Below are 25,795 nucleotides of genomic sequence, written 5' to 3'. Positions count from 1 at the left end.
TTTCCGCGGCGGAATGCCGTTGGGCCGCTCCCTAACCTGCGCCTACGGTTGACTCGCCCGCAAGGACGGGCCATCGAGCGGAGACGAAAGCGAGGGCGGACTGTGCACCTGACACCTCGCGAGCAGGAGCGGATCACCCTTTTCACGGTGGCGGAACTGGCGCGGCGGCGCCGGGCCCGGGGCCGCAGGCTCAACGCCCCAGAGGCTGTCGCCCTGCTCTGCGACGAGATCCTCGAGCGTGCCTGGGACGGTGCGTCCCTGGAGGAGGTCGTGGCGGCGGCGCGGTCGCTGCTCACCGCGGACGACGTCATGGAGGGCGTGCCCGACCTGGTGCCGCAGGTGCAGGTCGAGGCGCTGTTTCCCAACGGTACGGCCCTGGTCTGTGTCGACACCCCGTTCGGGGCGGGGGACGGGCGCGGCCCGGGCGCGGTGGAGACCGCCGAGGGCGAGCTGCGCCTCAACGAGGGGCGCGACCGGGGGCGGATCGCCGTGCGCAACGACGGCGAGCAGACCGTCTACGTCTCCTCGCACTTTCCGCTCGACCAGGTCAACCCTGCCCTGTCCTTCGACCGGGCACGAGCGGCGGGCATGCGCTTGGACATCCCGGCGGGCACAGCGCTCGCCTTCCCGCCCGGAACCGAGCGGCTCGTGGAGGTGGTGAAGGCGTGACGACCATCCCGAGGGAGACCTACGCGAGGATCTACGGCCCGACCACGGGCGACCGCGTACGGCTCGGCGACACCTGTCTGTGGATCGAGGTCGAGCACGACGACACTCCGTACGGCGACGAGCTGCTCGGCGGATGCGGCAAGACGCTGCGGGACGGGCTGCTGGCCTCCCCGCGCGCCGACCGGGAGTCGGCGCTCGACCTGGTCGTCACCAACGTCGTGCTGCTCGACCCGGTGCTCGGCGTGCGCAAGACGGTCATCGGGGTCAAGGACGGCCGGGTCGTCAGCGTCGGCGCCGCGAACAACGGCGACGGGGACTTCGCGATCGACTCCCACACCGCGATCGTCACCGGCGAGGGCCTCATCGCGACGCCGGGCGTCATCGACTCGCACGTGCACCTGTCCTCGCCCGAGATCGCGCCCGCCGCGCTCGCCTCCGGCGTGACGACCGTCGTGGGCATGGGCCTCGGCGGCGTCTGGGACGTGGGTTGCAACCCCGCCCACAACCTGCACACGCTGATGAGCGCCTGGCGGGGCACCCCGATGAACGTCGCGTTCCTCGCCCGCGGCTCCTCCAGCTCGTCGAGGCTGCTGGAGGAGGCCGTGCTCGCCGGCGCCGGGGGTTTCAAGATCCATGAGGACTTCGGTGCGACGCCCGCGATCGTGGACACCTGTCTTGGGGTCGCCGAGCAGGCGGATCTGCCGGTCGCGCTGCACACCGACTCGATGAACGAGTCGGGTTACCTGGCCGACACCGTCGCCGCCACCCGGGGACGCACGGTGCACGCCTACCACGTGGAGGGGGGCGGCGGACACCCCGACCTGCTCCGGATCCTCTCCGAGCCGAACATCCTGCCGTCGTCCACGACGCCGACCATCCCCTACACCACCAACACGGTCGGCGAGCTGTTCCCGATGACGATGACCGTCCACCGGCAGAACCACCACATCGGCAGCGACGTCGAGGTGACCCGCAGCCGGATCAGGGGGCACGCCATCGCGGCCGAGAACGCGCTGCACGACCTCGGCGCCATCAGCATCGTCAACTCCGACTCCATGGGCATGGGACGGGTCGCCGAGACGATCCGCAGGACCTGGCAGCTCGCCCACCTGCAGGCGCTGCGCACAGAGGCCGCGCAGCCGGACAACGCAAGGGTCCTGCGTTATCTGGCCAAGCTCACGCTGAACCCCGCCATCGCCCACGGGATGGCGCACGAGGTCGGCACCCTGCAGCCGGGACGGCTGGCCGACATCGTGCTGTGGAACCCGGCGTGGTTCGGCACCAAGCCCGAGCTCGTGATCAAGGCCGGCTTCGTCGCCTGGGGCGTGTCCGGCAGCGGCTCGGGCTCGACCCGGCTGACCCAGCCCCGCATCTACCGCCCGTACTTCGGCGGGCTCGGCGACGCGCCGGCCCGCCTGTCGCGGATCTTCGTCGCCCACGAGGCGCTGGACTCCGCGGACGCCCGTGAGGCGCTGCCCACGGGCCTGCGTTACGCGGCCATCCGCCGCACGCGCGGCCTGACCAGGGCCGACATGTGCCGCAATACGGCGACCCCGCGGGTCGAGGTGTCCCGGGAGCCCGGTCCCGTCCTGGTGGACGGCGCCGAGGTCCACGTGGCCCCCGCCACCGAGGTGCCCCTGTCCCGACTGCATCACTTCGCCTAGCCCCCCTGGTGATACGCAATTGAGTACGAGCAAGGCCCGCGGCGCGGGCATCGCGTCCTTCGTCGGCACCTCCATCGAGTGGTACGACTTTTACATCTACGGAACCGCCTCGGCGCTGGTGTTCGGCAAGCTGTTCTTCCCCGAGGCCAGCCCCACGGCGGGCGTCATGGCGTCCTTCGCCACGTTCTGGGTCGGGTTCCTGGCCCGTCCGCTGGGCGGGGTGGTCTTCGGGCACCTCGGCGACCGCATCGGCCGCAAGGGCACACTCATCACCACGCTGCTCCTCATGGGCGGCGCGACGACCCTGGTGGGGGTGCTGCCGACGTACGAGTCCATCGGGATGGCGGCGCCCGCGCTGCTGGCCGCGCTCCGCCTGGTGCAGGGCATCGCGGTGGGCGGCGAGTGGGGCGGCGCCGTGCTGATCGCCGCCGAGCACGCCGGGCCCAAGCGCATCTTCTACGCGGCGTTCGCCCAGCAGGGCTCGCCCGCAGGGTCGATCCTCGCCACCGGCATGTTCGCGCTGGTCAGCCTGCTGCCTGACGACGCGTTCCTGTCGTACGGCTGGCGCATCCCATTCCTCGCCTCCGCCGTCCTGCTCGTGATCGGGCTGGTCATCCGGCTGCGGGTCGAGGAGTCGCCGGAGTTCGTGCGGATGCGCGAGCAGCGTGAGGTCGTCAAGCTCCCCGTCGCGGAGGTCTTCCGCACGGCCTGGCCGCTGGTGCTGCTCGGCATCGGCGCGAGCGGCGTCGGCATCGCCTCGGCATACTTCACCAACACCTTCATCCTGTCGTGGGCCACCACCGATCTCGGCATCGCGAAGGGCACGATGCTGAACGTTCTGCTCGTCGTGGCGGTCGTGCAGTTCGTCACGCAGCCCGCAGGGGCCGTGCTCGGGCAGCGCTGGGGAGCTGCGAAGTTCATGCTGGCGGCGTTCACGGTGCTGATCGTCATGACACCGGTGACGTTCCTGCTGGTCGGCACCGGCTCCGCGCCGCTGGTCACGCTGGGCCTCGCCCTGAGCATCGTGTTCAGCGGCGCGTCGTACGCGGCGCTGGCGGGCTTCCTCGCCGAGGCGTTCCCGGCCAGGGTGCGCTACACCGGCATCTCGCTGTCCTACCAGTTGTGCGGCGCGCTGATCGGCGGCACCACCCCGCTCATCGCGCAGGCCCTGCTGACATGGTCGGGATCGATCTGGCTCGTCGTGGCGCAGTACATCGTGATCATCCTGCTGACGATGGCGTGCGTCGCCGGCCTGCGTCACTGCTCCGCCGCCGCGGCGAAGGCCCGGCCCGCCACCACGGCCGCCTGAGCAACATCGGAGGGAAGCACCATGCGTCTGGACGTCCTGTTCGTCAACGGCCGGTTCACCACCCTGGACCCCGATCGGCCCGCTGCGACCCGGCTCGGCGTGTTCACCGGCCGGATCGCGGGGCTGGACGAGGACCTGGACGGGCTCACCGCCGATGTCGTGGTCGATCTCCGGGGCGCGCCGGTGGTGCCGGGATTCAACGACGCCCATCATCACCTGAGCATGCGGGGCCAGCGGCTGCGCGAGCTGGACCTGCGCGACGGCGGGGTGCGGACGCTCGACGAGCTGTACGCGAAGGTCGCCGAGCGCGCCGCGGGCCTGCCGCAGGACGAGTGGATCAGGGGGGCGGGCTACGACCAGAACAAGCTGGGCGGGCTGCACCCGAGCCGCGAGGCGCTCGACCGGGCAGCCGGGGGGCGGCCCGTCTGGCTCCAGCACGTCTCCGGCCACATGGGCGTCGCGAACACGGCGGCGTTCGCACGCATGGGCTTCGAGCGCGTCGAGGACGTGCCGGACGTCCCCGGCGGCACGGTCGGGCGGGACGCCGACGGCCGGCCCGACGGGCTGCTCGCCGAGCAGGCCCAGGGCCTGGCGTACGCCGTGCTGCGCCCGGTGCCGTTCGAGGACTTCGTCGAGGGCATCGCACTGGCCGGCCGGGCGGCGGCCGGTGAGGGCCTGACCAGCTTGACCGAGCCCGGCATCGGCCGGGGGCTGGCCGGCAACGGCGCCTGGGACCTCGCGGCCTTCCAGGAGGCGGTGCGGCGGGGCGTGCTGCCGCAGCGGGTCACGCTGATGCCCGGCTCCCCCAACCTGCACGACATCGGCGACGGCTGGTTCGGGCTCGACCTCGGGTTCCGCACCGGCATGGGCGACGACCGGCTGCGGATCGGGCCGGTGAAGCTGTTCTCTGACGGCTCGCTCATCGGCCGCACCGCCGCCATGTGCTGCGACTACGAGGGAGAGCCGGGCAACCGGGGACTGCTGCAGGAGGACGCCGAGGCGCTGCGCGCCTTCATCCTGCGGGCGCACGCCGCGGGCTGGCAGATCGCCACCCACGCCATCGGCGACCACGCGATCGACGTCGTGCTCGACGCCTACGAGGAGGCGCAGGCGCGTGATCCCCGGCCCGGCGCCCGCCATCGCATCGAGCACTGCGCGGTGACCAGCGACGCCCAGGTGGCGAGGATCGCCCGGCTCGGTGTCATCCCGGTGCCTCAGGGCCGGTTCGTCTCCGAGCTCGGTGACGGCATGCTCGCCGCCCTCGGCCCAGAGCGCTCGCTCGGCTGCTACCGGCAGAGGTCGTTCCTGGAGGCCGGCATCGTGGTCCCGGGCAGCTCCGACTGCCCGGTGGCCGACGGCGCCCCGCTGCTCGGCATCCACGACCTGGTCAACCGCCGTACGGCGAGTGGCGTGCCGTTCACCCCCGCGGAGTCCCTCACCGTGGAGCAGGCGCTGCGCGCGTACACGGTCGGTTCGGCGTACGCCGTGGGGGAGGAGCGGAACAAGGGCACGCTGTCACGCGGCAAACTGGCCGACTTCGTCGTCCTGGGCGACGACCTGTTCGCGGTCGCCCCCGAGCGAATCAAGGACGTCGCCGTGCTCGCCACCGTCGTCGGCGGCGTCTTCGTCTTCGACGAGGCCGGCCTGTCCGTATAAGCCTTGATAAGTGGTACGTTGTTACCATGGTAACGGTGCAGCGGACGCAGACCGGGCTTCGCATCGAGCGCAACATGCTCAAGGTGCTCAAGGGCCTGGCCGAATATCTGGACATGTCCCTCGGCGACCTCGTCGAGGGAATCGTCCTGCACGCCTTCGAGGGCAAGGCGCCGTTCGGGCCGGAGACCCTCGCGAAGATCGGACAGCTCAAGGAGGTCTACGGCCTCACGCTCACGGCCGCCGATGCCCACCGGCTGGAGGAGAAGTGAGCACCGGGCCGCGGCGCCGCCGCCTCACCGGCACGGTCAGGGTCGCCCTCCCGCCCGCCGAGGCGTTCCGGCTGTTCACCCCGTACGGTGAACGGGACTGGGCGGAGGGATGGGAGCCGCGGTTCCCCGAACAGGTGACGGACGACACGGCGCCCGGCACGGTCTTCCAGACCCTTGCGCACGGCGTGACCACCACGTGGGTCGTCCTGCACCGCGAGCCCGGCCGTTCGGTCTCCTATGCGCGGGTGCGCGAGGGGGTCCACGCCGGCACGGTCGGCGTCGCGCTAGCCCCGTCGGAGTCCGGGGGCAGCGATGTGACGGTCACCTACGACCTCACCCCGCTGACCGCCGAGGCCGAGGCCGAGCTGGCCGCCTTCGCCGCCGGCTACCCGGCGTTCATGCGCTCCTGGGAGGACGCCATCGCCGACCATCTGGGATAGCGCCCTCAGGGGCGGCGGGGTCAGTCCTCCGTACGGCGCAGGCGTTTGAGGTCGGAGCGGTGCTTCTTGGCCGCCAGACGGCGCTCGACCGCGCCCTTGGACGGCTTGGTGGGACGGCGCCGCTTGGGCGGCGGCGCGATGGCGTCGCGGAGGAGGGCGGCGAGCCGCTCCCGCGCGGCCTCCCGGTTGCGCAGTTGGGAGCGGTACTCCGAGGCCGCGATCGTGATCACGCCGTCCACCGCGCGGGCGGAGAGCCGTTCGAGCGCGCGGGCCCTGAGCACCGGGCCGAGGGCGGTGGTGCGCGCGAGGTCGAAGCTCAGCTCGACCCGGCTGTCGGTGGTGTTGACGCCCTGGCCGCCCGGCCCGGACGAGCGGGAGAAACGCCAGGCGAGCTCCGCTTCGGGCACGACGATCGAGCCGCGCACGTGCAACGGGCCTGACATGGGTTCTCTCCCTCGACGAACGGACGGGACGCCCAACTTATCGGGGTGAATATCGCCACCACTCTCCATTTATCACCGTAAACGCGGCGTGTGGTTGTCGCGGCCGATCGCGTCGTGCACAGTGGCCCCCGGAATCCGGCGGGCCCCGGGCGCCGGGGCGACAGGGATGGGCGGGAGCATGACCTCGATCGTGGGCGTCCACGGCATCGGCAAATACCACTACTTCGAGGAGGCCGGCGGGTCGGCGGGCGGCGCCGCCGAGGCCGTGCGGGCCAAGTGGAACACCTATCTGCACCAGGGACTCAACGGCCGGGCGGACGGCACGGGCGAATACTTCGCCGAGATCGCCTATTACGCCCACCACCTGCACGGCGGCCCGCCGAAGCCGCCGCGGCAGATGGCGACGCCCGCCAAGCTGGTCCTCGCCGACTGGGCGGTCCAGCTCGGCGGCCCGTTCCGCGAGGCGGCGGGGGAGTCGCTCACCGGTCTCGCCCACCGGCTGGCCGAGTGGCTGCTGACGAGGATGGGCCCGCAGGCGGTGCGGTTCGCCGAGGACTTCTGCCCGGAGGTGGCCGCCTACCTGGGCGGCGGCGACCCGCGCGTGCGGGCCCGCGAGGCGGTCGCCGAGGTCGTCCGCAGGCGCCGCCCCCGCGTGGTGGTCGCCCACTCGCTCGGCAGCGTCGTGACGTACGAGGCGCTGTGGGCCCATCCCGACCTCTCCGTCGAGCTGCTGGTGACGCTGGGCAGCCCGCTAGGCATGCGCGGCGTCGTCTTCGAGCGGCTCGCGCCGGTCCCGGTGCGCGGGCGCGGGGCGCGCCCGCCGGGGGTGCGCCGCTGGATCAACATCGCCGACAAGGACGACATCGCCGCCATCCCGGCCGTGCTGGCGTCGTGCTTCGACGGCGTCGAACGGGACGTCTCCTGCGACATCGACTGGCTCGACTTCCACACCGTGCGCAACTACCTGCGCTGTGGGAGCGCCAACGAGTTCCTCAAGCCCTATGTGATCTGATTCCGCACACGGGTTATGCTCGTACGACCATGAAGACTGTGCTTTTCGACTACGGCAACGTCGTGTCGCTTCCCCAGGACCCCGAAGACGTCGCGCGCATGGCGGGAGGTGATCCGGGGTTCGAAGACCGCTACTGGGCGGCGCGGCTCGACTTCGACCGGGGCACGCTCGACCCGGCCGCGTACTGGTCCCACGTGTACGGCAGGCCGATGGGCGGGGCCGAGCTGGACGCGGTCGTCGCCCTCGACACGGCGAGCTGGTCGCGGCCCAACGAGGAGACCGTGGCGATCATCGACGAGCTGGCCGGCGTCGGGGTGCCCATGGCGCTGCTGTCCAACATGCCGGTCTGCATCGCCGAGACGATCGACACGCTGCCGTTCATGCGGCCGATCGGCCCGAGGTTCTACAGCGGCCGGATGGGCCTGGTGAAGCCGGAGCCGGAGATCTTCCACGAGACCGTGGCCTGGCTCGGGGCGGCCCCCGGCGATCTCGTCTTCGTGGACGACCGGGAGCAGAACGTCGCGGCGGCCAAGAGGGTGGGGCTGGCCGCCGTCCACTTCCGCGACGCCGCCGCCCTGCGCGAGGAGCTCAAGACGCTGCTGACCTAGGGAGCGTCCGGCGGGGCGTCAGGTGAGGGGTGGCGCCTCGACCGGGCAGCCGGGAGCGGGCGGCTCGGGCGCGGACACGAGCACGTTCCGCCTGATCGTGACGAACGTGAGGGCCGCCGCGACGGCCATCATGGCCGCGGCGGCCAGCATCGAGGTGTGGAACCCCCGGGTGAACGCCGCAGGGGAGTCGTAGGCGGCCCCCGTCAGGCCCACCAGCGGCGGGACGGCGGCGACGGCCAGCAGGCCGCCCGTCCGGGCCAGGGCGTTGTTGATCCCGCTGGCCACGCCCGCGTACCGATCCTCCGCGGTGGCGAGCACGGTCGCGGTGAGCGGGGCGACGGCGGCGGACAGGCCGAGCCCGAACACGACCGCCGCCGGCAGCACGTCGGCGAGATAGGACGCGTCCGGGGCGATACGGCTCATCAGCAGCAGCCCGGCCGCGCACAGGAGGATGCCCGCCGTCATGGGGAGGCGCGGGCCTGCCCGCTTGGCCAGGTCGCCCGCCCGGGGCGACAGCAGCAGCATGAGGATCGTCACCGGGAGCATCGCCGACCCCGCGGCGATCGGGGAGAACCCGGCCGACACCTGGAGCTGGACGACCAGCAGGAAGAACACCAGGCCCATCGCGGCGTACATGACCAGCGTGACGACGTTGACCGCGGTGAACTCCCGCGAGGCGAAGACCCCCACCGGGACGAGCGACCGGGGAGAGCGCCGGATCTCCACGACCACGAAACAGATGGACAGGACGATCCCGGCGGCCAGCGGCACCAGCCCGTCGCCCGCCAGGATCAGCCCGTACGTCAGCCCGGCCAGCGCGGGTGCGGCGAGGACGGTGCCGAGCACGTCGAAGCGGCCGTTCGACCCGGGGTCGCGGGTCTCGGGCACGTGGCGGGTGGCGACGCCGGCCACGACGGCCGCGAGTGGCAGGTTGAGCAGGAACACCCAGCGCCAGCCCGCCGTCTCCACGAGCCAGCCGCCGAACAACGGCCCGAGCGCGGCGGCCACGCCGCCCAGCCCCGACCAGGCGCCGACGGCGCGCGGCCGGTCGTCCGGCACGTAGCTCGCCTGGATGATCGCCAGGGACCCGGGGATCAGCAGGGCCCCGCCGATGCCCTGGAGTGCGCGAGCGAGCACGAGCACCGGCGTGCTGGGCGCGGCCCCGCAGAGCGCGGAGGCCAGGGCGAACCAGACCACCCCGGTGACGAAGATCTTCCGCCTGCCCAGCCGGTCGCCCAGCGACCCGCCCAGCAGGATCAGCGCGGCCATCGTGAGCGTGTACGCGTTCACGGTCCACTGGAGGCCGGACATCCCGGCGTGCAGGTCGCGCCCGAGAGCGGGCAGGGCCACGTTGACCACGGTGCCGTCGAGTGTGGCCATGCCCGACCCGAGGACCGTGGTGACCAGCACCCACCGGCCTGGCGCCGAGCGGAGCCGGATATTTCCGGATGTCATGGACGCCATCATGCGTTACCCGGAGCAGTGGCCCGACCCTCACGGCAAGCCGGATTACACAATTACGATCGCTCACAGCGAACTGACGCAGAACAGGGAACAGGATCGGACTCCTGTTAGTTGAGCCGACATAACTCAACCTAGTGGAGTGCTGATGTCCCAGATCCTTCCCGTCCTTCCGCTCGACGACGAGGTCGTCCTGCCCGGCATGGTCGTGCCTCTCGATCTGTCGGACTCCGAGGTCCGCGCCGCCATCGACGCCGCCCGCGCCAGTGGCGAGAGCACGGTCCTGCTGGTGCCCCGCATAGACGGCCGCTACGGCCCGGTTGGGGTGAGCGCCGTCGTGGAACAGGTCGGCCGGCTGCCGGGCGGCGAGCCCGCGGCCGTGGTCCGCGGCGTCGACCGCATGCGGGTCGGCACCGGCACCACCGGCCCCGGCGCGGCGCTGTGGGTCGAGGCGACCGTGCTCGAACCGGTCCCGGCCGGGCCCAGGGCCGAGGAGCTCGCCAAGGAATACAAGACCCTGACCACCACGATCCTGCAGAAGCGGGGCGCGTGGCAGGTCGTCGACGCCGTCAACCAGATCAAGGAGCCCGCGGTCCTCGCGGACAGCTCCGGTTACGCCCCCTGGCTGACCACGCAGCAGAAGCTGCTGCTGCTGGAGCTCAACGACCCGGCCGAGCGCCTCGACAAGCTGGTCGGCTGGGCCCGCGACCACCTCGCGGAGATGGACGTCGCCGAGACCATCCGCAAGGACGTCCAGGAGGGCATGGAGAAGCAGCAGCGGGAGTTCCTGCTCCGCCAGCAGCTCGCGGCCGTCCGTAAGGAGCTCGCCGAGCTCAACGGCGACCCCTCCGACGAGGAGGAGGACTACCGCGCCCGCATCGAGGCCGCCGACCTGCCGGAGAAGGTCAGGGAGGCCGCGCTGAAGGAGGTCGGCAAGCTGGAGCGGACCTCCGACCAGTCGCCCGAGAGCGGCTGGATCCGCACCTGGCTCGACACCGTGCTCGACATGCCGTGGAACGTCCGCACGACCGACTCCTACGACATCGCCGGGGCCCGCGCGGTGCTCGACGCCGACCACACGGGCCTGACCGACGTGAAGGACCGCATCGTGGAATACCTCGCGGTGCGCAAGCGCAGGGCCGACCAGGGCCTCGGTGTGGTCGGCGGCCGGCGCAGCGGCGCGGTCCTCGCGCTGGCCGGCCCTCCCGGCGTCGGCAAGACCTCGCTCGGTGAGTCGGTCGCCCGCGCCATGGGCCGCAAGTTCGTCCGCGTCGCGCTCGGCGGCGTCCGCGACGAGGCGGAGATCCGCGGCCATCGGCGCACGTACGTGGGGGCGCTGCCCGGCCGTATCGTCCGGGCGATCCGCGAGGCGGGCTCGATGAACCCGGTCGTGCTGCTCGACGAGATCGACAAGGTCGGCGCCGACTACCGGGGCGACCCGACGGCGGCGCTGCTGGAGGTGCTCGACCCGGCGCAGAACCACACGTTCCGCGACCACTACCTGGAGGTCGAGCTCGACCTGAGCGACGTGCTGTTCCTCGCCACCGCGAACGTGCTGGAGCAGGTGCCGGGGCCGCTGCTCGACCGCATGGAGATCGTCACGCTCGACGGCTACACCGAGGACGAGAAGGTCGCCATCGCCCGCGACCACCTGCTCCCGCGCAACCTGGAGAAGGCGGGCCTCACCGCCGACGACGTGACGGTGGAGGACGCGGCGCTGCGCCGCCTGGCGGGCGAGTACACCCGCGAGGCCGGCGTCCGCTCCCTCGAACGCTCGATCGCCCGGATCCTGCGCAAGGTGACGGCGCAGCTCGCCCTCGGCGAGGCCGAGCTCCCGCTGACGGTCACGGCCGACGATCTGGTCTCCTACCTGGGCCGGCCGCGCCACGTGCCCGAGTCGTCCCTGCCGGAGGCCCGGCAGCGTACGGCGGTGCCGGGCGTGGCGACCGGTCTCGCGGTGACCGGGGCGGGCGGTGACGTCCTCCACGTCGAGGCGTCGCTGGCCGATCCGGAGACCGGGGCGACCGGGGTGACGCTGACCGGTCAGCTCGGCGACGTGATGAAGGAGTCGGCGCAGATCGCGCTGTCCTTCCTGCGGTCGCGGGGCGCCGAGCTGGAGCTGCCGGTCGGGTCGCTCAAGGACAGGTCGGTGCACATCCACGTGCCCGCGGGCGCGGTGCCCAAGGACGGCCCGTCGGCGGGTGTCACGATGACCACCGCCCTGGCCTCGCTGCTGTCGGGCCGGCCGGTCCGCGCCGACGTGGCGATGACCGGCGAGGTGTCGCTCACCGGGCGGGTGCTGCCGATCGGCGGGGTCAAGCAGAAGCTGCTGGCCGCCCACCGGGCCGGGATCACCACCGTGCTCATCCCGGCGCGCAACGAGCCCGACCTCGACGACGTGCCGGCCGAGGTGCTCGCCGACCTCACCGTCCACGCGGTGAGCGACGTGCGCGAGGTGCTCGACCTGGCCCTCACCCCGGCGACGGTCGCCCGGCAGGCGGTCGCCTGACCGGTTCCGCACGGCCCGCGTCTCCGTCCCGGAGGCGCGGGCCTTCTGCTGTGACTAAGCACACATTCCCGGTATGGAATAAGGATTGGCCTCACAACCGTTTCAGCCGCCTGTGAGCGTATCGAACCCGATGAACCCGCCTGAGCAGGGGTGTTGTCCCGCGGCCTGAGTCTCCCGCCGCCCGCACCCCTCCTCCACGAAGGCATTCCCCCTGATGACGCTCTCCCCGCTGCCCGATCCGATCCTGCGCCGGATCACGCCCCAGAAGGACAGCAAGTGATCACCGTTTCCGGCCTGCGCAAGGCCTACGGCGACGTCGTCGCGCTCGACGGCGTGGACCTCCACGTCGGCAAGGGCGAGGTCTTCGGCGTGCTCGGGCGCAGCGGCGCCGGCAAGAGCACCCTGCTGCGCTGCGTCAACCTGCTCGAACGTCCCGACGAGGGCGTGGTCACGGTGGACGGACGCGAGCTGACCGCCCTCGGCGCGGCCGACCTGCGCCGGGCCCGCCAGCGCATCGGCATGATCCACCAGCACTTCGCGCTGCTGTCGTCACGCACGGTGGCGGGCAACGTGGCCTTCCCGCTGGAGGTCATGGGCGTCGGCCGGGCCGCCCGGGCCCGGCGCGTCGCGGAGATGCTCGACCTCGTGGGCCTGGCCGACCGCGCCGGGGCCTACCCGGCGCAGTTGTCCGGCGGCCAGAAGCAGCGGGTCGGCATCGCGCGGGCGCTCGCCGCCGAGCCGTCGGTGCTGCTGTCGGACGAGGCCACCTCGGCGCTCGACCCCGCCACGACCCAGTCGATCCTCGCCCTGCTCCGGCGGCTCAACCGCGAGCTGGGGCTGACCATCCTGCTCATCACCCACGAGATGGACGTCATCAAGGCCGTCTGCGACTCGGCGGCGATCATGAGCGACGGGCGGATCTCCGAGGCGGGCCCCATCCCCGAGCTGCTCGCCACCCCCGGGTCGCGCCTGGCGGCCGAGCTGTTCCCGCTGCCGCCCGCCGAGCCCGGCGCCGTGACGGTCGCCCTGGCGGCGGACCCGGCCCTGCTGTCGCGACTCGCCCGTACGCACGACGTGGACGTCGCCGTCGTCGCGGGCGCGGTCGAACAGGTCGCCGGGGTCCCGGCGGGCCGGCTGCGGCTGCGGATCACCGGAGCCGGCGCGGCCGCCGCCCTCGCGGAGCTGCGTGAGCGCGGGCTGCTGGTGGAGGAGGACGCATGACCTGGTCGGAGATGAGCCCCCTGCTGTGGGAGGCCACCGGGCAGACCGCCGTGATGGTGGGCTGGTCCACCTTGTTCACCGTACTGTTCGGGCTGCCGCTCGGCGTCTGCCTCGCCGGGACGGACCGGGGCGGGCTGTTCCCCGCGCCCGCCGTACGGCGCGTGCTCGGGCTGGTCGTCAACGTCGGGCGGTCGCTGCCCTTCATCGTCCTCATGATCGCGGTCATCCCGGTCCCCCGCCTGCTCACCGGCACCACGATCGGGACCGCCGCCGCGGTGGTCCCGCTGACGATCGGCGCGGTGCCGTTCTTCGCCCGGCTGGTCGAGACGGCGCTGCGCGAGGTGGGCCGCGACGTCGTGCAGGCGGCCGAGGCGATGGGGGCGGGCCGCGTGACGATCGTGGCGCGCGTCCTGCTGCCCGAGGCGCTGCCCGGCCTGGTCGCCGGGCTGACCGTCACCGTCGTGACGCTGATCTCCTATTCGGCCATGGCCGGGGTGATCGGCGGCGGCGGCCTCGGCGACCTCGCCGTCCGCTACGGATATCAGCGCTTCGAGACCACGCTCATGGTCGTCACCGTGGTCGTCCTGGTCGTCGTGGTGCAGCTCGCACAGACCGTGGGCGACGCGGTCGCCCGCCGTCTTTCCCACCGTTGATCCCTCTGAAGGAGTCTTTCTCATGCGTAGAACGCTCGGCCTCGTCATCGCCGCCGTGGTCGCGCTCGTGCTGTCCGCCTGCGGGTCCTCGTCCTCTTCCACGTCCTCGCCCTCGTCCTCGGACGGCGCGGCCGCGGCGGCGGACGCCCCGCTCAAGGTCGGGGTGAGCCCGGTGCCGCACGCGCAGATCCTGAAGTACGTGGCCGACAACCTGGCCGCCGCGAAGGGCCTGAAGCTGGAGATCGTGGAGTTCAGCGACTACGTGCAGCCCAACCTGCAGCTCCAGGACGGCCAGCTTGACGCCAACTACTTCCAGCACAAGCCCTACCTGGACGACTTCAACGCCTCCAAGGGCACGAAGCTGAGCTTCGTCGCCCCGGTGCACCTGGAGCCGCTCGGCCTGTACTCCAGGAAGGTCAAGGACCTCGCCTCGCTGCCGCAGGGCGGCACGGTCGCCGTGCCCAACGACGCCACCAACCTCGGCCGGGCGCTCAAGCTGCTCGCCGACAACGGCGTGGTCACGCTGAAGGACGGCGTGGGCACCGCCGCGACCGAGCGCGACGTGACCGGCAACCCGAAGAACCTGACCTTCCGCCCGCTGGAGGCCGCCCAGCTCCCGCGCTCGCTCGACGACGTGGACGCCGCCGTGATCAACGGCAACTACGCGCTGGAGGCGAACCTCAACCCGTCGTCCGACGCCCTGGTGCTGGAGAAGGCCGAGGGCAACCCGTACGCGAACGGCCTGGTGGTCGCACAGGGGCACGAGAACGACCCGCGGGTGAAGACGCTGGCCGGGCTGCTGACCGGCCCCGAGGTGAAGAAGTACATCGAGGACACGTTCAAGGGCTCGGTCATCCCCGCGTCCTGACGCGCACATGCATGGACGAATCATCAAGTCGTTTGACTGGATGATTCGTCCATGCTGTTCTGGTCAGATGTTGTACGCCACACCGGCACTGGAGGCCGCGGACGAGAAGGTGCTCGCCGAGATCGAGGAGATGCGGCGGGACCTGAGATACCGGCTGGCCGAGCCGCACCGCTGGGACGGCCTGCTGCGGCGGCAGTTGCAGGCGCGGGCGATCCAGGGGTCCAACTCCATCGAGGGCTACCACGCCAGCATCGAGGACATCGAGTCGATCATGTCCGGTGAGGACCCCCTGGAAGCGTCGGCGGCCGTGGCGCGCGAGATCTCCGGTTATCGGCAGGCGCTCACCTACATCGGCGCCCTCGCGCGGGCCTCGGCCTTCCGCTACGACGCCGGCCTGCTGCACGCGCTCAACTTCATGATGATCGGCCACCACGCGGACGCGGCGCCGGGCACCGTGCGGCCCGGCGGGATCTACGTCCGCGACTCCGCCACGGGCGAGGTGGTCTACGAGGGGCCGGACCACGAGCAGGTCCCCGGCCTGCTGGCGGAGCTGGTCGACTGGCTCAACGAGGGCGACCTCGGCGCGCCCAGCTACGTCCGCGCCGCCATGGCCCACCTCAACCTCGTCAAGATCCACCCGTGGCGGGACGGCAACGGCCGCATGGGGCGTGCGCTGCAGACGCTCGTGCTCGGCCGCGACCAGATCACCACGCCGGAGTTCGCCTCGATCGAGGAGTGGCTGGGCGAGGGCCGCACCGCCTACGACTACTACGACGTGCTCGGCGAGGTGGGACGCCGCCGGTGGAGCCCGCACGGGGACACCCTCTCGTGGGTGCGGTTCGTGCTGCGCTGCCACCACATGCAGGCGCAGCGGGTGGGGCGCCGGCTCACCGAGGCGGGCGAGGTCTGGATGCTGCTGGAGGATCGGACCGCGGCGCAGGGCCTCCACCCGCGCACGGTCTCCGCGCTCTACCAGGTGTTCGTCTCCCGGCGGCTGCGCCGGGGCATGTACCAGGCCGACGAGGGACTGAGCCAGGGGCAGGCCGCCCGCGACCTGCGCGAGCTCGCGGCCACCGGGTGGCTCCAGCCGTACGGCGAGACGAAGGGCCGCTTCTACGCGCCGGGGCCGAAGATGACGGAGATCAAGGCGGCGTTCGCCGAGCGGGCCGCGCCGCTGCGCGACCCCTACCGGGCGCTGGAGGGCTGATCACATCCGCATCGGGATGTGACTCCTACCACATCGACGGCAAACCGAGTAACGTTCGGTTATGCACCCTGGGGCGATCGCGGCGGTGATGCCGGACAAGCCTGCGGTGATCATGGCGGGCTCCGGCCGCGTGGTCACCTTCCGCGAGCTGGACGAGGAATCCAACCGCCTGGCCCACCTGCTGCGGGCCTCGGGGCTGAAGCCCGGCGACCACATCGCCTTCATGCTGGAGAACCATCCGCTCTTCCTGGTGATCGCGTGGGCCGCGCACCGCTCGGGCCTCTACTACACCGCGATCAGCTCCCGCCTCCAGGCCGACGAGCTGTCGTACATCGTGGACAACTGCGGCGCGCGGGTCTTCATCTCCTCGGCGAGGCTCGCGGGCGTCGCGAGCGCCGTCACCGAGGCGACGCCCGGGGTCGAGCTGCGGCTCATGGTCGACGGCGTCGCCCCCGGCTTCACGCCGTACGAGGAGGCGGTGGCGGGGCAGCCCGTCACACCGGTCGAGGACGAGTGCCAGGGCGCCGACATGCTCTACTCGTCGGGCACCACGGGACGTCCCAAGGGCGTTAAGCCACCGCTCAGCCGGGCGCCGCTGGAGGCCCCCGGGGCGTTGGTCCAGCTCATCCAGGGCCTGTTCGCGCCCTCGGCCGACAGCGTGTACCTGTCGCCCGCGCCGCTCTATCACGCCGCACCGCTGCGCTACAGCATGTCGTTCCAGCGTCTCGGCGCGACCGTCGTGGTGATGGAGAGGTTCGATCCCGAGGAGGCGCTGGCGCTCGTCGAGCGCTACGGGGTCACCCACGCGCAGTGGGTGCCGACGATGTTCGTCAAGATGCTCAAGCTGCCCGAGGAGGTGCGCGGGCGCTACGACCTGTCGTCGCTGCGCTGCGCCGTCCACGCCGCCGCGCCCTGCCCGATCGAGGTCAAGGAGCGGATGATGGCGTGGTGGGGGCCGATCATCCACGAGTACTACGCGGGCACGGAGGGCAACTGCTTCCTGTACGCGAGTCCAGAGGACTGGATGGCCCACAAGGGCACCGTGGGCCGGCCGTTGCTCGGGGTCGCCCACGTCTGCGACGAGGAGGGCGATGAGCTGCCGCCCGGTGAGCACGGCACGGTCTACTTCTCCGACGGTCCCAGGTTCGAGTATCACGGCGATCCCGCGAAGACCGCGTCGGTGCAGGACCCCAAGGGCCGCGGCTGGACCACGCTCGGGGACATCGGCTACCTGGACGAGGACGGCTTCCTCTACCTCACCGACCGGCGCTCGTACATGATCATCTCGGGCGGGGTGAACATCTACCCGCAGGAGGCCGAGAACGTGCTGGCGATGCATCCCGAGGTGGCCGACGTGGCCGTCTTCGGGGTGCCGGACCCCGAGATGGGCGAACAGGTCAAGGCCGTCGTGCAGCCGGCGGACCCGGCCGCCGCCGGTCCCGCCCTGGAGGCCGAGCTGATCGCCTACTGCCGGGAACGGCTGGCCCACTACAAGTGCCCGAAGTCGGTCGACTTCCGCGACGAGCTGCCCCGCCACCCCACCGGCAAGCTGTACAAGCGCCTGCTCAGGGACGAGTACTGGCCTCGGACGAGCTGACATAAAGTACGCGTAGGGCGCTCGGGGAACCCCGCAAGTGATCGCTTAACGAGACCTTATCGCCGATGCGTCATCGTATTACGTGTACCGGCGGAGAGCCGGGATCACCGGCGAATCCATTGAGGGGGATGGCGATGAGCTCACCTGAGCACGTTCCCGGCGACGAGAACACCCAGATAATCCCCGGTCACGGCTGGAGCCAGTTCGGAAGCACTCCGCCGCAGCACGGGCAGTACACCGGGGCGTACCAGTCGTATGGCGCGTACGGGAGCGGACCTTTCGACACGGCGCAGTTTCCGCCGCCTCCGGCGCGGAAGGGCACGCTGAGCGCGCGCCAGAAGGCGGGCGCCGGCCTCGCCCTCGTGGCGGTGGCACTGGGCGGCGGGGTTATCGGGGCCCTCGTCGCCAACAGCGTGAACGGCGGGCAGACGGTGATCGCGAGCCCGGTCGTCAAGGGAGTGGCGAACTCCTCCAGCACCTCGATCGCCGCGGTGGCCAAGGCGATCATGCCATCGGTGGTGTCGATCGAGGTGAAGACCGCCACGGCCGGCGGCGAAGGGTCCGGCGTGATCCTGTCGGCCGACGGCCTGATCCTGACCAACAACCACGTGGTGGCCATCGGCGGCGGGGGCGGCGGCACGGTCACCGTGAAGTTCAGCGACGGCAAGACCGCCAACGCCGTCATCAAGGGCACCGACCCCACCACGGACCTCGCCGTCATCCAGGCGCAGGGCGTGTCGGGCCTGACCCCCGCCTCGCTGGGCGACAGCGACAAGCTGCAGGTCGGCGACGGGGTCCTCGCGATCGGCAGCCCGCTCGGCCTGGAGGGATCGGTCACCTCCGGCATCGTGAGCGCCCTCGACCGCACGCTGACCGAGGCGCCGGAAGAGCAGCAGCAGCCGCAGTTCCCCTGGGGGATGGGGCAGCAGCAGCCGCAGAGCCAGGGCAACACGATCGGTGGCATGATCCAGACCGACGCCGCGATCAACCCCGGCAACTCCGGTGGCGCGCTGGTCAACACCAGCGGGCAGGTCGTCGGCATCAACACGGCGATCGCCACCTCGGGCTCCAGCTCCGGCAACATCGGCGTGGGCTTCGCGATCCCCATCAACACCGCGAAGCTCGTCGCCGACCAGCTCATCAAGACGGGCAAGGCGACCCACGCCTTCCTCGGGGTGAGCGTGGCCGACGCGGTCGGCGGCGCGTCCGGCGCGGTGGTCAGCTCGATCACGGCCGGCAGCCCGGCGGAGAAGGCCGGCCTCCAGGAGGGCGACCTGATCACCAAGATCAACGACAAGGTGGTGGACAGCGCCGAGGCGCTGGTCGGCACCATCCGCAGCTCCCGCCCCGGCGACAAGGTGACGATCACCTTCACCCGGGCAGGCAAGGAGAACACCATCACCGCCGCGCTCGCGGAGCAGTCCGCGGGCTGACGCCCACGATCATCGCCGGCGGGCCTCTGGGGGGACGGCCCGCCGGCGATCGGCTTTCCGGCGCGTTCCTGCCTCACTTGCTCATGCCGGCGGTCAGCCCGGCGATGATCTGCTTGGTCGCCAGGACGAACAGCACGAACAGCGGCACCGTGGCGAGGACCAGCCCGGCGAACAGCGCCGACCAGTCGGTCGTGTACTCGCCGAAGAACTGCGACAACCCGCGCGGGATCGTGAACTTCTCGTCGGAGCGCAGCAGCACCAGCGGGTAGAGGAACTCATGCCACAGCGGCACGAACTGGAACAGCATCACCGATGCCAGCGCGGGCCGCACGAGCGGCAGCATGATCTGCCCGAAGATCCGGAACTCCCCGGCTCCGTCGATCCGGGCCGCCTCGTCCAGCTCGCCGGGCAGGGAACGGTAGAACGCCGACAGCACGAACATGCAGAACGGCACCCCCGACGCGGCGTACAGCAGCGTGAGCCCGAGCAGCGAGTCGATCAGGCCCATGGAGTCCATGAGGTAGAAGATCGGCACCAGGCCCAGCCGGATCGGCAGCATCAGCCCCGCCAGGAAGTACGCCCCGAGCAGCCGGTTGCCGGCGAAGTCGTAGCGGGCCAGCGGATAGGCCGCCAGCGCGGAGACCGCCGTGCCGAGCAGCACCGCGCCGCAGGTGACGGCCAGGGAGTTCAGCAGGTAGGTGCTGAACGACGCCTCCGTCCACACCCGGGCGTAACTGTCCAGCGTGGGGGAGGCCGGCAGCCCCAGCGGCGTCGTGAAGATCTCGGTCGTGGGCCGCAGCGAGTTGAGCAGCATGACGACCAGCGGCAGCAGCGCGACGACCGCATAGCCCCACAGCAGCAGGTGGACGGCGACCCGCCCCGGAGCCCGGCCCCGCGCCGTCACAGCAGCCTCCGCTCGCGGCGGCGGAAGTAGGAACCGGCCAGCAGCGACACCCCGAAGATGAACACGAACATCAGCACGGCCAGCGCCGACGACCGGCCGATCGCCTCCGTGCCGCCCTCCACGAACGCGACCCGGTAGAACAGCAGGCCGAGCACATCGGTCGAGCCCGCCGGAGACCCGGTCGACCCGGCCATCGCGTAGACCAGCCCGAAGGCGTTGAAGTTGCCGATGAACGTCAGCACGCTCACCACGCCGATCGCCGGGGTGAGCAGCGGCAGCGTCACGCGCCGGAACGCCTGCCAGGCCGACGCGCCGTCGACCCGCGCCGCCTCGTGATACTCGGCCGGGATCCCGGCGAGCGCGGCGGAGAACAGCAGCATGGGGAAGCCCACCCACTGCCAGGCGTTGACCACGATGACCACCGGCAGCGCCGTACGGGTGTCGCCCAGCCAGGGCAGCGCCCACGAGTCCAGCCCGGCCGCCTCCAGCAGCGAGTTGACCGGGCCGAACGTCGGGTTGAGCAGCAGGCTCCACAGGTAGCCGACGACCAGCGGGTCGACCAGGTAGGGCGTGGTGAACGCGGCCTGCAGGAACCGCTTGCCGCGGCGGTAACGGAACAGCAGGAGGGCGAACAGCAGCCCGACCGTGTTCTGGATCAGCATGGTCCCGGCGAAGAACAGCGCGTTGTGCCCGAACGCCCGCCACAGTTGCTGGTCGTAGGGGTAGACGCCGAACAGGTCGCGATAGTTGGCGAGCCCGGCGAACCCCGTCTGCCGGATCCCGCGCCACTCGAAGAAGCTGTATTCGAGCGCGGTGACCAGCGGATAGACGATGAAGACCGAGTAGAGCAGGAGCGCGGGCAGCAGGAAGACGGCCAGCACCCGCCACCGCGGCACGTAGCGGCGGCGTCCGCCGGTGCGTGCCGCGCGACGACGGGAGAACCGGGCGGACGACCGGGCGGGGAACCGTCCGGGCGAGCGTCGGGGCGTGCTCAGTTCCCCGGCTTGAACCACTGCTCGACGCCCTTCTGCACGCTCTCGGCGACCGCCTTGGGATCGGTCTGGCCGACCAGCATCTTCTGCACCTCGTCGCGGAAGACCGCGTCACCGTTCGGCTGGCCGTACCGGAAGTCGACGAGCAGCGTGTACGGCGCGCCGTTGGCGGCGTAGTTCTTCGCCAACTCGGCCAGCAGCGGGTCGGACGGCGTGACCCCGGGAACCGCGGACAGCTGCTTGAGCTCGCTCGCGTAGAGCTGCCCGAACTCCGGCGTCGCCATCCACTTGACCAGTTCGAGTGCCTCGGCCTGGTGGGCCGACTTGGCGTTGACGCCGAACGAGCCGTCGGCCCAGCCCGGCGTGACGGGCGTGGTCACCGGGGAGCCGGGCGGCGGCGGCACCTGGAACGCGCCGATCTCCAGGCTCGGGTCGGCCGCGAGCACGGGCGCCAGGTCGAAGCTGCCCGTGGGATACATCGCGGCCTTGCCGGTGGCGAACAACGCCTGGACGTCGGGGATCTTGACGGCCGCCACGTCCTTGGGGAAGTAGGGCTCCAGGTCCTTGAGCAGCTTGATCGAGGCCGTGAAGTCGGGGTCGGTGAACTTCTTGTCGCCGTTCAGCAGCGCGTCGCGGAACCGGGTGCTGCCATAGCGGGCGTTGCCGAAGATCTCGTGGACGATCGGCAGCGTCCAGGTCGCGTCGGGCCCGGCCGCGACCGCGAACGGCGTGATCCCGGCGGCCTTCAGCCTGTCGGCCGCCTTGATCATCTCGTCCCAGGTGGCGGGGGGCTGGATGCCGTTGTCGGCGAACAGCTTCTTGTTGTAGAAGACCTGAAGCGTCTGGTAGGCGAACGGCACACCGTAGATCTTGCCGTCCGTGTGGCCCTTGGCGCCTTCGAGCAGCTTGGCGTCGAAGCCCGACAGCGCCTCCACCTTGCCGTCGAGCGGCACGAGCTGGCCGGCCTCGACCAGCGGCTGGAGCCCGCCGTACGCCCGGAGCTGGGCGACGTCGGGACCGGCGGTGCCGGACAGGCCGGTGGCCAGGATGTTGTTGTATTCGGTGGCCTGGAACGGCTTGAACTCGACGTCGATCTTCGGGTGCGACTCCTCGAACCTGGCGAGGATCTTGTCGTACGCCTTGACGTCCTCCACGCGCCACGACCACAGGCTCAGCGTGACCTTGTCACCGCTCGCCTCGCCGCCCTGGCCGGACGCGCCGCTTCCGGGCGCGCAGGCCGCCAGCGCCACCGCGAGCACTCCGATCGCTCCCGCGATCCATCCTCTCTTCATGAGATCCCCTCCGGCTCGTAGCCAGTCCGGCGAGCGCCGTGCATGTAGATGCGTGTAGGTAAATGCCCTGCAAGGTCAGCGCATTGACTGAAAATTACTTACATCTGACATGATCCGCAATGCTTTCTTCACGGAAGGTTTCACACGAAGCGGTGGTCCGGCGGGCGTTCAGCCGTGGTGGCGGGTGAGGGCCTCGGACTCCCACAGATCCCGGTAGTAACCGGGCACGGCGACGAGGTCGGCGTGCGCGCCGCGCTGGGTGACCCGGCCGCCCTCCAGCACGACGATCTCGTCGACCTGTTCCAGGCCGCGCAGGCGGTGGGTGACCAGCAGCGTGGTGCGGCCCCGGGTGGCGTCGAGCAGGTCGGCCATCAGCAGGTCGGCCGTCTCCTCGTCGAGTGCCTCGGCCGGCTCGTCCAGCAGCAGCACCGGCGGGTCGTACAGCAGGGCCCGGGCCAGCGCGAGCCGCTGGAGCTGGCCGCCGGAGACGGTGCGGCCGTCCTCGCCGAGCACCGTGTCCCAGCCGGTGCGCTCGGCCCAGGCGTCCAGGCGGGCCCGCCGCACGGCCGCCACGACGTCCTCGGCGGACGCCTCCGGCCCGGCCAGGCGCAGGTTGTCGCCCACCGTGGCCTGGAAGACGTACGGGTCCTGGGTGAGGCCCGTGACGAGCGCCCGCACGTCGTCCGACGACAGGCGCCGCACGTCGGTCCCGTTGAGCCGGATCGCGCCCGACTCGATCTCCACGGTCCGCATCAGCGCCGACAGCAGGGTGCTCTTGCCCGCGCCGCTCGGGCCGACCACCGCGACCCGGCGGCCCGGCGTCAGCGTCAGGCTCACGCCGTTCAGCGCGGGCTCGCGCCCGCCATGGCGCACCACGAGGTCCTCGACTTCCACCGTCAGCGGCGATTCCGGCGCGGGCGCCGGGTCCGCGGGCTCGCGCACGGCCGGGGGAGTGACGGCGGTCTCCCTGAGCCTGCGCAGCGCCGCGACCACGCCCGCGAACCGCTCGCCGGCCGCCGCCAGCGGCAGCGCGGGCTCGAAGGCGACCAGCGAGGTCAGGGCGGCCACGGCGGTCGCGACGCGGCCGAGACCGGAGGCCTGCGCCGCCAGGACCACGGCGACGACGGTCAGCCCCTGCGTCAGCATGCCGAGGCCGAGCGCGGCGGCGTTGATCCGGGCCTGCCCCCGCTCCAGCCGGGACAGCCGCGCGTCGGCGTCCATCGCCGCCGCAAGCGCCCGGTCGCGCGCGCCGTACGCCGCGAGGTCGGCCGCGCCGTGCACCAGGTCGGCCACCCGGGCGGCCAGGTCGGCGCGGGCCGGGGCGATCCGCGCCGACCAGCGCCGCGCGGCGGCGGCCGTGCCGGCAGGCAGCAGCACCCCGGCGACGAGCAGGCCGGCTGCGAGCGCGAACGCGGCGGCGGGCAGCAGGAAGCCCGCGATGACGACGGCGGCGACGCCGGTGATCAGCGCGGCGGCGGCCGGCAGCAGGCAGCGGACGAGCAGGTCCTGCACGGCGTCGGTGTCGTCCACCATCCGGCTGAGCAGGTCGGCCCCGCGCTGCGGCAGCGGCCCGGCCGGGATCAGCGCCCGGTAGAGGCGCTCACGGGTGCCCGCCTGGGCGCGCAGCGCGACGTCGTGCCCGGCCAGGCGCTCGCCGTAGCGGAACACGCCGCGGGTGGTCGCGAACGCCCGCACCGCCACGATCGCGACCGACAGCGCCGCCAGCGGCGGCTGCTCGGCGGCCCGCGTGATCAGCCAGGCGGCCGACGCGATGAGCGCGACCCCCGCGAGGTCGGCCGCCGCCCCGGCGAGCGCGGCGAGCACGAGCCGCCTGCCCATGCCCGTGCCTGCGACCACCGACCACGGGGAGAACTCCGCGCGGCTCATCGGGCCTCCCCGCCCCGCACCGGAACCGGGTGGACGAGGACGCCGCCGTCGAGGCGGACGACCCGGTCGGCCAGGTCGATCATCGCCGGACGGTGCGCGACGATGATCGCCGTACGGCCCTCGGCCAGCCGGCGCGTGGCCGCCACGACCGCCGCCTCGCTCCTGCCGTCGAGCCGCGCCGTTGGCTCGTCCAGCAGCAGCACCTGGGCGGCGGGGCGGCAGAAGGCCCTGGCCAGGGCGACCCGCTGACGCTGGCCCGCCGACAGGTTCGCGCCGCGCTCGCCGAGCGGGGTGTCGTATCCCTGCGGCAGGGCGCTCGCGAACTCGGCCACCTGCGCCGCCTCGGCGGCGGCCCTGATCTCGTCGGGACCTGCGGCCGAGCCCAGCGCGATGTTGTCGGCCACCGAGGTCGCGAACAGGTGCGGGCGCTGCGGCACGAAGGCGAGCCGCCGCCGCCACTCGTCCAGGTCGAGATCGGCCAGGTCGGTCCCGTCGGCCAGCACCCGCCCCTCGGACGGGGTCACGAACCCGAGCAGCAGGTGCAGCAGCGTGCTCTTGCCCGCGCCGCTCGGGCCGGCGATCGCCACCCGCTCACCCGGCCGGATGACCAGCGAGACGTGGTCGAGCGCGGTCTCCTCGCGGCCCGGATAGCGCACGGTGACGTCCTCCAGCCGGATCTCCGGCGGCCCGTCGTCCGGGGTCGCACGCCGCGCGCTCCGCCTCGCTCCGGCCGGTGCCGCCGCCCGCCCGGCCTCCCGCGCGGTTTCGGCGGCGGCCTCGCCCGGAGGGCCGATCACCGCGAACGCCTCGTCGGCGGCGGCGACGCCCTCCATGGCGGCGTGGAAGCGCGTGCCCATCGCGCGCAGCGGGAGGTACGCCTCGGGGGCCAGCAGCAGCACGAGCAGCGCCGTACGCAGGTCGAGCGAGCCCGACAGCAGCCGCAGCCCCACGGGCACGGCCACCAGCGCCAGCGACAGTGACGCCACGAGTTCGAGCACCAGCGACGACAGGAACGCCACCCGCAGCGTGCGCATGGTCGCCGCACGGTGCGCCTCGGCCACCTCGCGGATCACCGACGCCTGATAGCGGGCCCGGCCGAACGCCCGCAGCGTCGGCAGGCCGCGCACGACGTCGAGGAAGTGGCCGCCGAGGCGGGCCAGCGCGCGCCACTGCCGTTCGGTGACGGTTTTGGTGGTCCACCCGACCAGCGCCCCGAAGACCGGGATCAGCGGCAGCGTGAGCACCACGATCACGGCGGTGGCCAGGTCGGCCACGAAGAGCCGGACCACGACCGCGAGCGGCACGATCCCGGCCACGGCGACCGAGGGCAGATAACCCGTCAGATAGGGGTCGAGCGCGTCGAGCCCCCGGCCCGCGAGCGTCACCAGCTCGCCCGACCGGTACGCCGGGCCGAGACCCTCCACCCGGCCGAGGAGGAGCCGCCGCAGGGCCGACTTCAGCGCGGTGGCCGCGCGGCCCGCGAGCACACCCTGCGCCCATCCGAGCAGCCCGCGGCAGGCGACGACGAGCGCCAGGGGAAGCAGGGCGGCGACGGCGAACCGGCCCGACAGCACCCCGGCCAGCAGCTCCGCCTGCACGAGCACGAGCAGCCCGGCCAGCACCGCCGCCACCAGGCAGCAGGCGAGATGGACGCGGACGCCGCGCTCGGCACGGGCCAGCCGGAGGAGGTCCTTGTGCAAC

At 72.1% G+C, this 25,795-nt stretch carries 22 protein-coding genes; 15 read left to right on the top strand and 7 right to left on the bottom strand.

The annotated features are described in order from the left end of the window. Positions 1-102: 102 nt before the first annotated feature. The 6 genes from FLV34_RS08350 to FLV34_RS08325 are packed head-to-tail and all read left to right on the top strand — an operon-like array spanning position 103 to position 6,007. Entirely contained in the window at positions 103-669 is a 567-nt protein-coding gene (locus tag FLV34_RS08350; protein ID WP_147942788.1) for an urease subunit gamma, read from the top strand. Continuing rightward, positions 666-2,333 carry an urease subunit alpha gene (locus FLV34_RS08345; RefSeq protein WP_147942787.1) on the top strand — a complete coding sequence of 556 codons (1,668 nt, stop codon included), beginning with the start codon at positions 666-668 and terminating at the stop codon, positions 2,331-2,333. Before FLV34_RS08350 ends, FLV34_RS08345 begins: the two co-directional genes overlap by 4 nt. Positions 2,334-2,352: 19 nt before the next feature. Continuing rightward, complete coding sequence (locus FLV34_RS08340) at positions 2,353-3,642, top strand: MFS transporter (RefSeq protein ID WP_147942786.1); 1,290 nt, start codon at positions 2,353-2,355, stop codon at positions 3,640-3,642. A 21-nt stretch (positions 3,643-3,663) separates the two neighbouring features. Further along, positions 3,664-5,298 carry an amidohydrolase gene (locus tag FLV34_RS08335; RefSeq protein WP_147942785.1) on the top strand — a complete coding sequence of 545 codons (1,635 nt, stop codon included), beginning with the start codon at positions 3,664-3,666 and terminating at the stop codon, positions 5,296-5,298. 35 nt (positions 5,299-5,333) lie between these two features. Further along, a complete protein-coding gene (locus tag FLV34_RS08330) occupies positions 5,334-5,567 on the top strand; it encodes a hypothetical protein (protein ID WP_222709443.1) in 234 nt (77 codons plus the stop codon). Beyond that, positions 5,564-6,007 carry an SRPBCC family protein gene (locus FLV34_RS08325; RefSeq protein WP_147942783.1) on the top strand — a complete coding sequence of 148 codons (444 nt, stop codon included), beginning with the start codon at positions 5,564-5,566 and terminating at the stop codon, positions 6,005-6,007. Before FLV34_RS08330 ends, FLV34_RS08325 begins: the two co-directional genes overlap by 4 nt. Before the next feature lie 20 nt (positions 6,008-6,027). Here the strand turns inward: FLV34_RS08325 and arfB are convergent, their stop codons facing one another. Further along, positions 6,028-6,450, bottom strand: a complete 423-nt coding sequence (gene arfB, locus FLV34_RS08320; RefSeq protein ID WP_147942782.1) for an alternative ribosome rescue aminoacyl-tRNA hydrolase ArfB — start codon at positions 6,448-6,450, stop codon at positions 6,028-6,030. 178 nt (positions 6,451-6,628) lie between these two features. On the opposite strand from arfB, the gene FLV34_RS08315 reads away from it, so the two are divergent. Next, on the top strand, positions 6,629-7,462 hold the full coding sequence (locus FLV34_RS08315; RefSeq protein ID WP_147942781.1) for a hypothetical protein: 834 nt from the start codon (positions 6,629-6,631) through the stop codon (positions 7,460-7,462). Between the two features lie 29 nt (positions 7,463-7,491). Further along, on the top strand, positions 7,492-8,070 hold the full coding sequence (locus tag FLV34_RS08310) for an HAD family phosphatase (protein WP_142648283.1): 579 nt from the start codon (positions 7,492-7,494) through the stop codon (positions 8,068-8,070). Positions 8,071-8,088: 18 nt separating this feature from the next. On the opposite strand, the gene FLV34_RS08305 is transcribed toward FLV34_RS08310, so the two are convergent. Further along, positions 8,089-9,525: an MFS transporter gene (locus FLV34_RS08305; protein WP_240971506.1), complete on the bottom strand. Its 1,437-nt coding sequence runs from the start codon at positions 9,523-9,525 to the stop codon at positions 8,089-8,091. A 154-nt stretch (positions 9,526-9,679) separates the two neighbouring features. On the opposite strand from FLV34_RS08305, the gene lon reads away from it, so the two are divergent. From lon to FLV34_RS08270, 7 genes are all read left to right on the top strand, one after another. After that, complete coding sequence (gene lon, locus FLV34_RS08300; RefSeq protein WP_142648285.1) at positions 9,680-12,040, top strand: endopeptidase La; 2,361 nt, start codon at positions 9,680-9,682, stop codon at positions 12,038-12,040. 276 nt (positions 12,041-12,316) lie between these two features. Next, on the top strand, positions 12,317-13,261 hold the full coding sequence (locus tag FLV34_RS08295; protein ID WP_142648286.1) for a methionine ABC transporter ATP-binding protein: 945 nt from the start codon (positions 12,317-12,319) through the stop codon (positions 13,259-13,261). Beyond that, the gene (locus FLV34_RS08290) at positions 13,258-13,914 is read left to right on the top strand and encodes a methionine ABC transporter permease (RefSeq protein WP_147942780.1); all 657 of its coding nucleotides are present in this window, start codon (positions 13,258-13,260) and stop codon (positions 13,912-13,914) included. The genes FLV34_RS08295 and FLV34_RS08290 overlap by 4 nt, the downstream gene beginning before the upstream one ends. Positions 13,915-13,936: 22 nt before the next feature. Next, positions 13,937-14,782 carry a MetQ/NlpA family ABC transporter substrate-binding protein gene (locus tag FLV34_RS08285; protein WP_142648288.1) on the top strand — a complete coding sequence of 282 codons (846 nt, stop codon included), beginning with the start codon at positions 13,937-13,939 and terminating at the stop codon, positions 14,780-14,782. Between the two features lie 67 nt (positions 14,783-14,849). Next, the gene (locus tag FLV34_RS08280; protein WP_147942779.1) at positions 14,850-15,989 is read left to right on the top strand and encodes a Fic family protein; all 1,140 of its coding nucleotides are present in this window, start codon (positions 14,850-14,852) and stop codon (positions 15,987-15,989) included. A gap of 61 nt (positions 15,990-16,050) precedes the next feature. After that, positions 16,051-17,586 carry an acyl-CoA synthetase gene (locus FLV34_RS08275; RefSeq protein WP_142648290.1) on the top strand — a complete coding sequence of 512 codons (1,536 nt, stop codon included), beginning with the start codon at positions 16,051-16,053 and terminating at the stop codon, positions 17,584-17,586. A 134-nt stretch (positions 17,587-17,720) separates the two neighbouring features. After that, positions 17,721-19,019 (top strand): S1C family serine protease, encoded by a 1,299-nt coding sequence (locus FLV34_RS08270; protein WP_142648291.1) that lies wholly within the window; start codon positions 17,721-17,723, stop codon positions 19,017-19,019. A 73-nt stretch (positions 19,020-19,092) separates the two neighbouring features. Here FLV34_RS08270 and FLV34_RS08265 read toward each other — a convergent pair whose 3' ends face one another. The 5 genes from FLV34_RS08265 to cydD form a co-directional block, all read right to left on the bottom strand. Next, positions 19,093-19,923: a carbohydrate ABC transporter permease gene (locus FLV34_RS08265; RefSeq protein ID WP_261985701.1), complete on the bottom strand. Its 831-nt coding sequence runs from the start codon at positions 19,921-19,923 to the stop codon at positions 19,093-19,095. Then, positions 19,920-20,936 carry a carbohydrate ABC transporter permease gene (locus tag FLV34_RS08260; protein ID WP_261985700.1) on the bottom strand — a complete coding sequence of 339 codons (1,017 nt, stop codon included), beginning with the start codon at positions 20,934-20,936 and terminating at the stop codon, positions 19,920-19,922. Before FLV34_RS08260 ends, FLV34_RS08265 begins: the two co-directional genes overlap by 4 nt. Continuing rightward, the gene (locus tag FLV34_RS08255) at positions 20,915-22,207 is read right to left on the bottom strand and encodes an extracellular solute-binding protein (RefSeq protein ID WP_147942778.1); all 1,293 of its coding nucleotides are present in this window, start codon (positions 22,205-22,207) and stop codon (positions 20,915-20,917) included. The genes FLV34_RS08260 and FLV34_RS08255 overlap by 22 nt, the downstream gene beginning before the upstream one ends. A gap of 168 nt (positions 22,208-22,375) precedes the next feature. Continuing rightward, complete coding sequence (gene cydC / locus FLV34_RS43225; protein WP_315985148.1) at positions 22,376-24,094, bottom strand: thiol reductant ABC exporter subunit CydC; 1,719 nt, start codon at positions 24,092-24,094, stop codon at positions 22,376-22,378. Continuing rightward, positions 24,091-25,794 (bottom strand): thiol reductant ABC exporter subunit CydD, encoded by a 1,704-nt coding sequence (gene cydD / locus FLV34_RS43220; RefSeq protein ID WP_142648293.1) that lies wholly within the window; start codon positions 25,792-25,794, stop codon positions 24,091-24,093. The genes cydC and cydD overlap by 4 nt, the downstream gene beginning before the upstream one ends. Position 25,795: the final 1 nt, after the last annotated feature.

The organism is Microbispora sp. CSR-4, from assembly GCF_008033685.1.
Lineage (GTDB): Bacteria > Actinomycetota > Actinomycetes > Streptosporangiales > Streptosporangiaceae > Microbispora.
The sequence above is the reverse complement of the archived record's forward strand: the minus strand, read 5'-3'. Positions and strand labels throughout refer to the sequence as shown.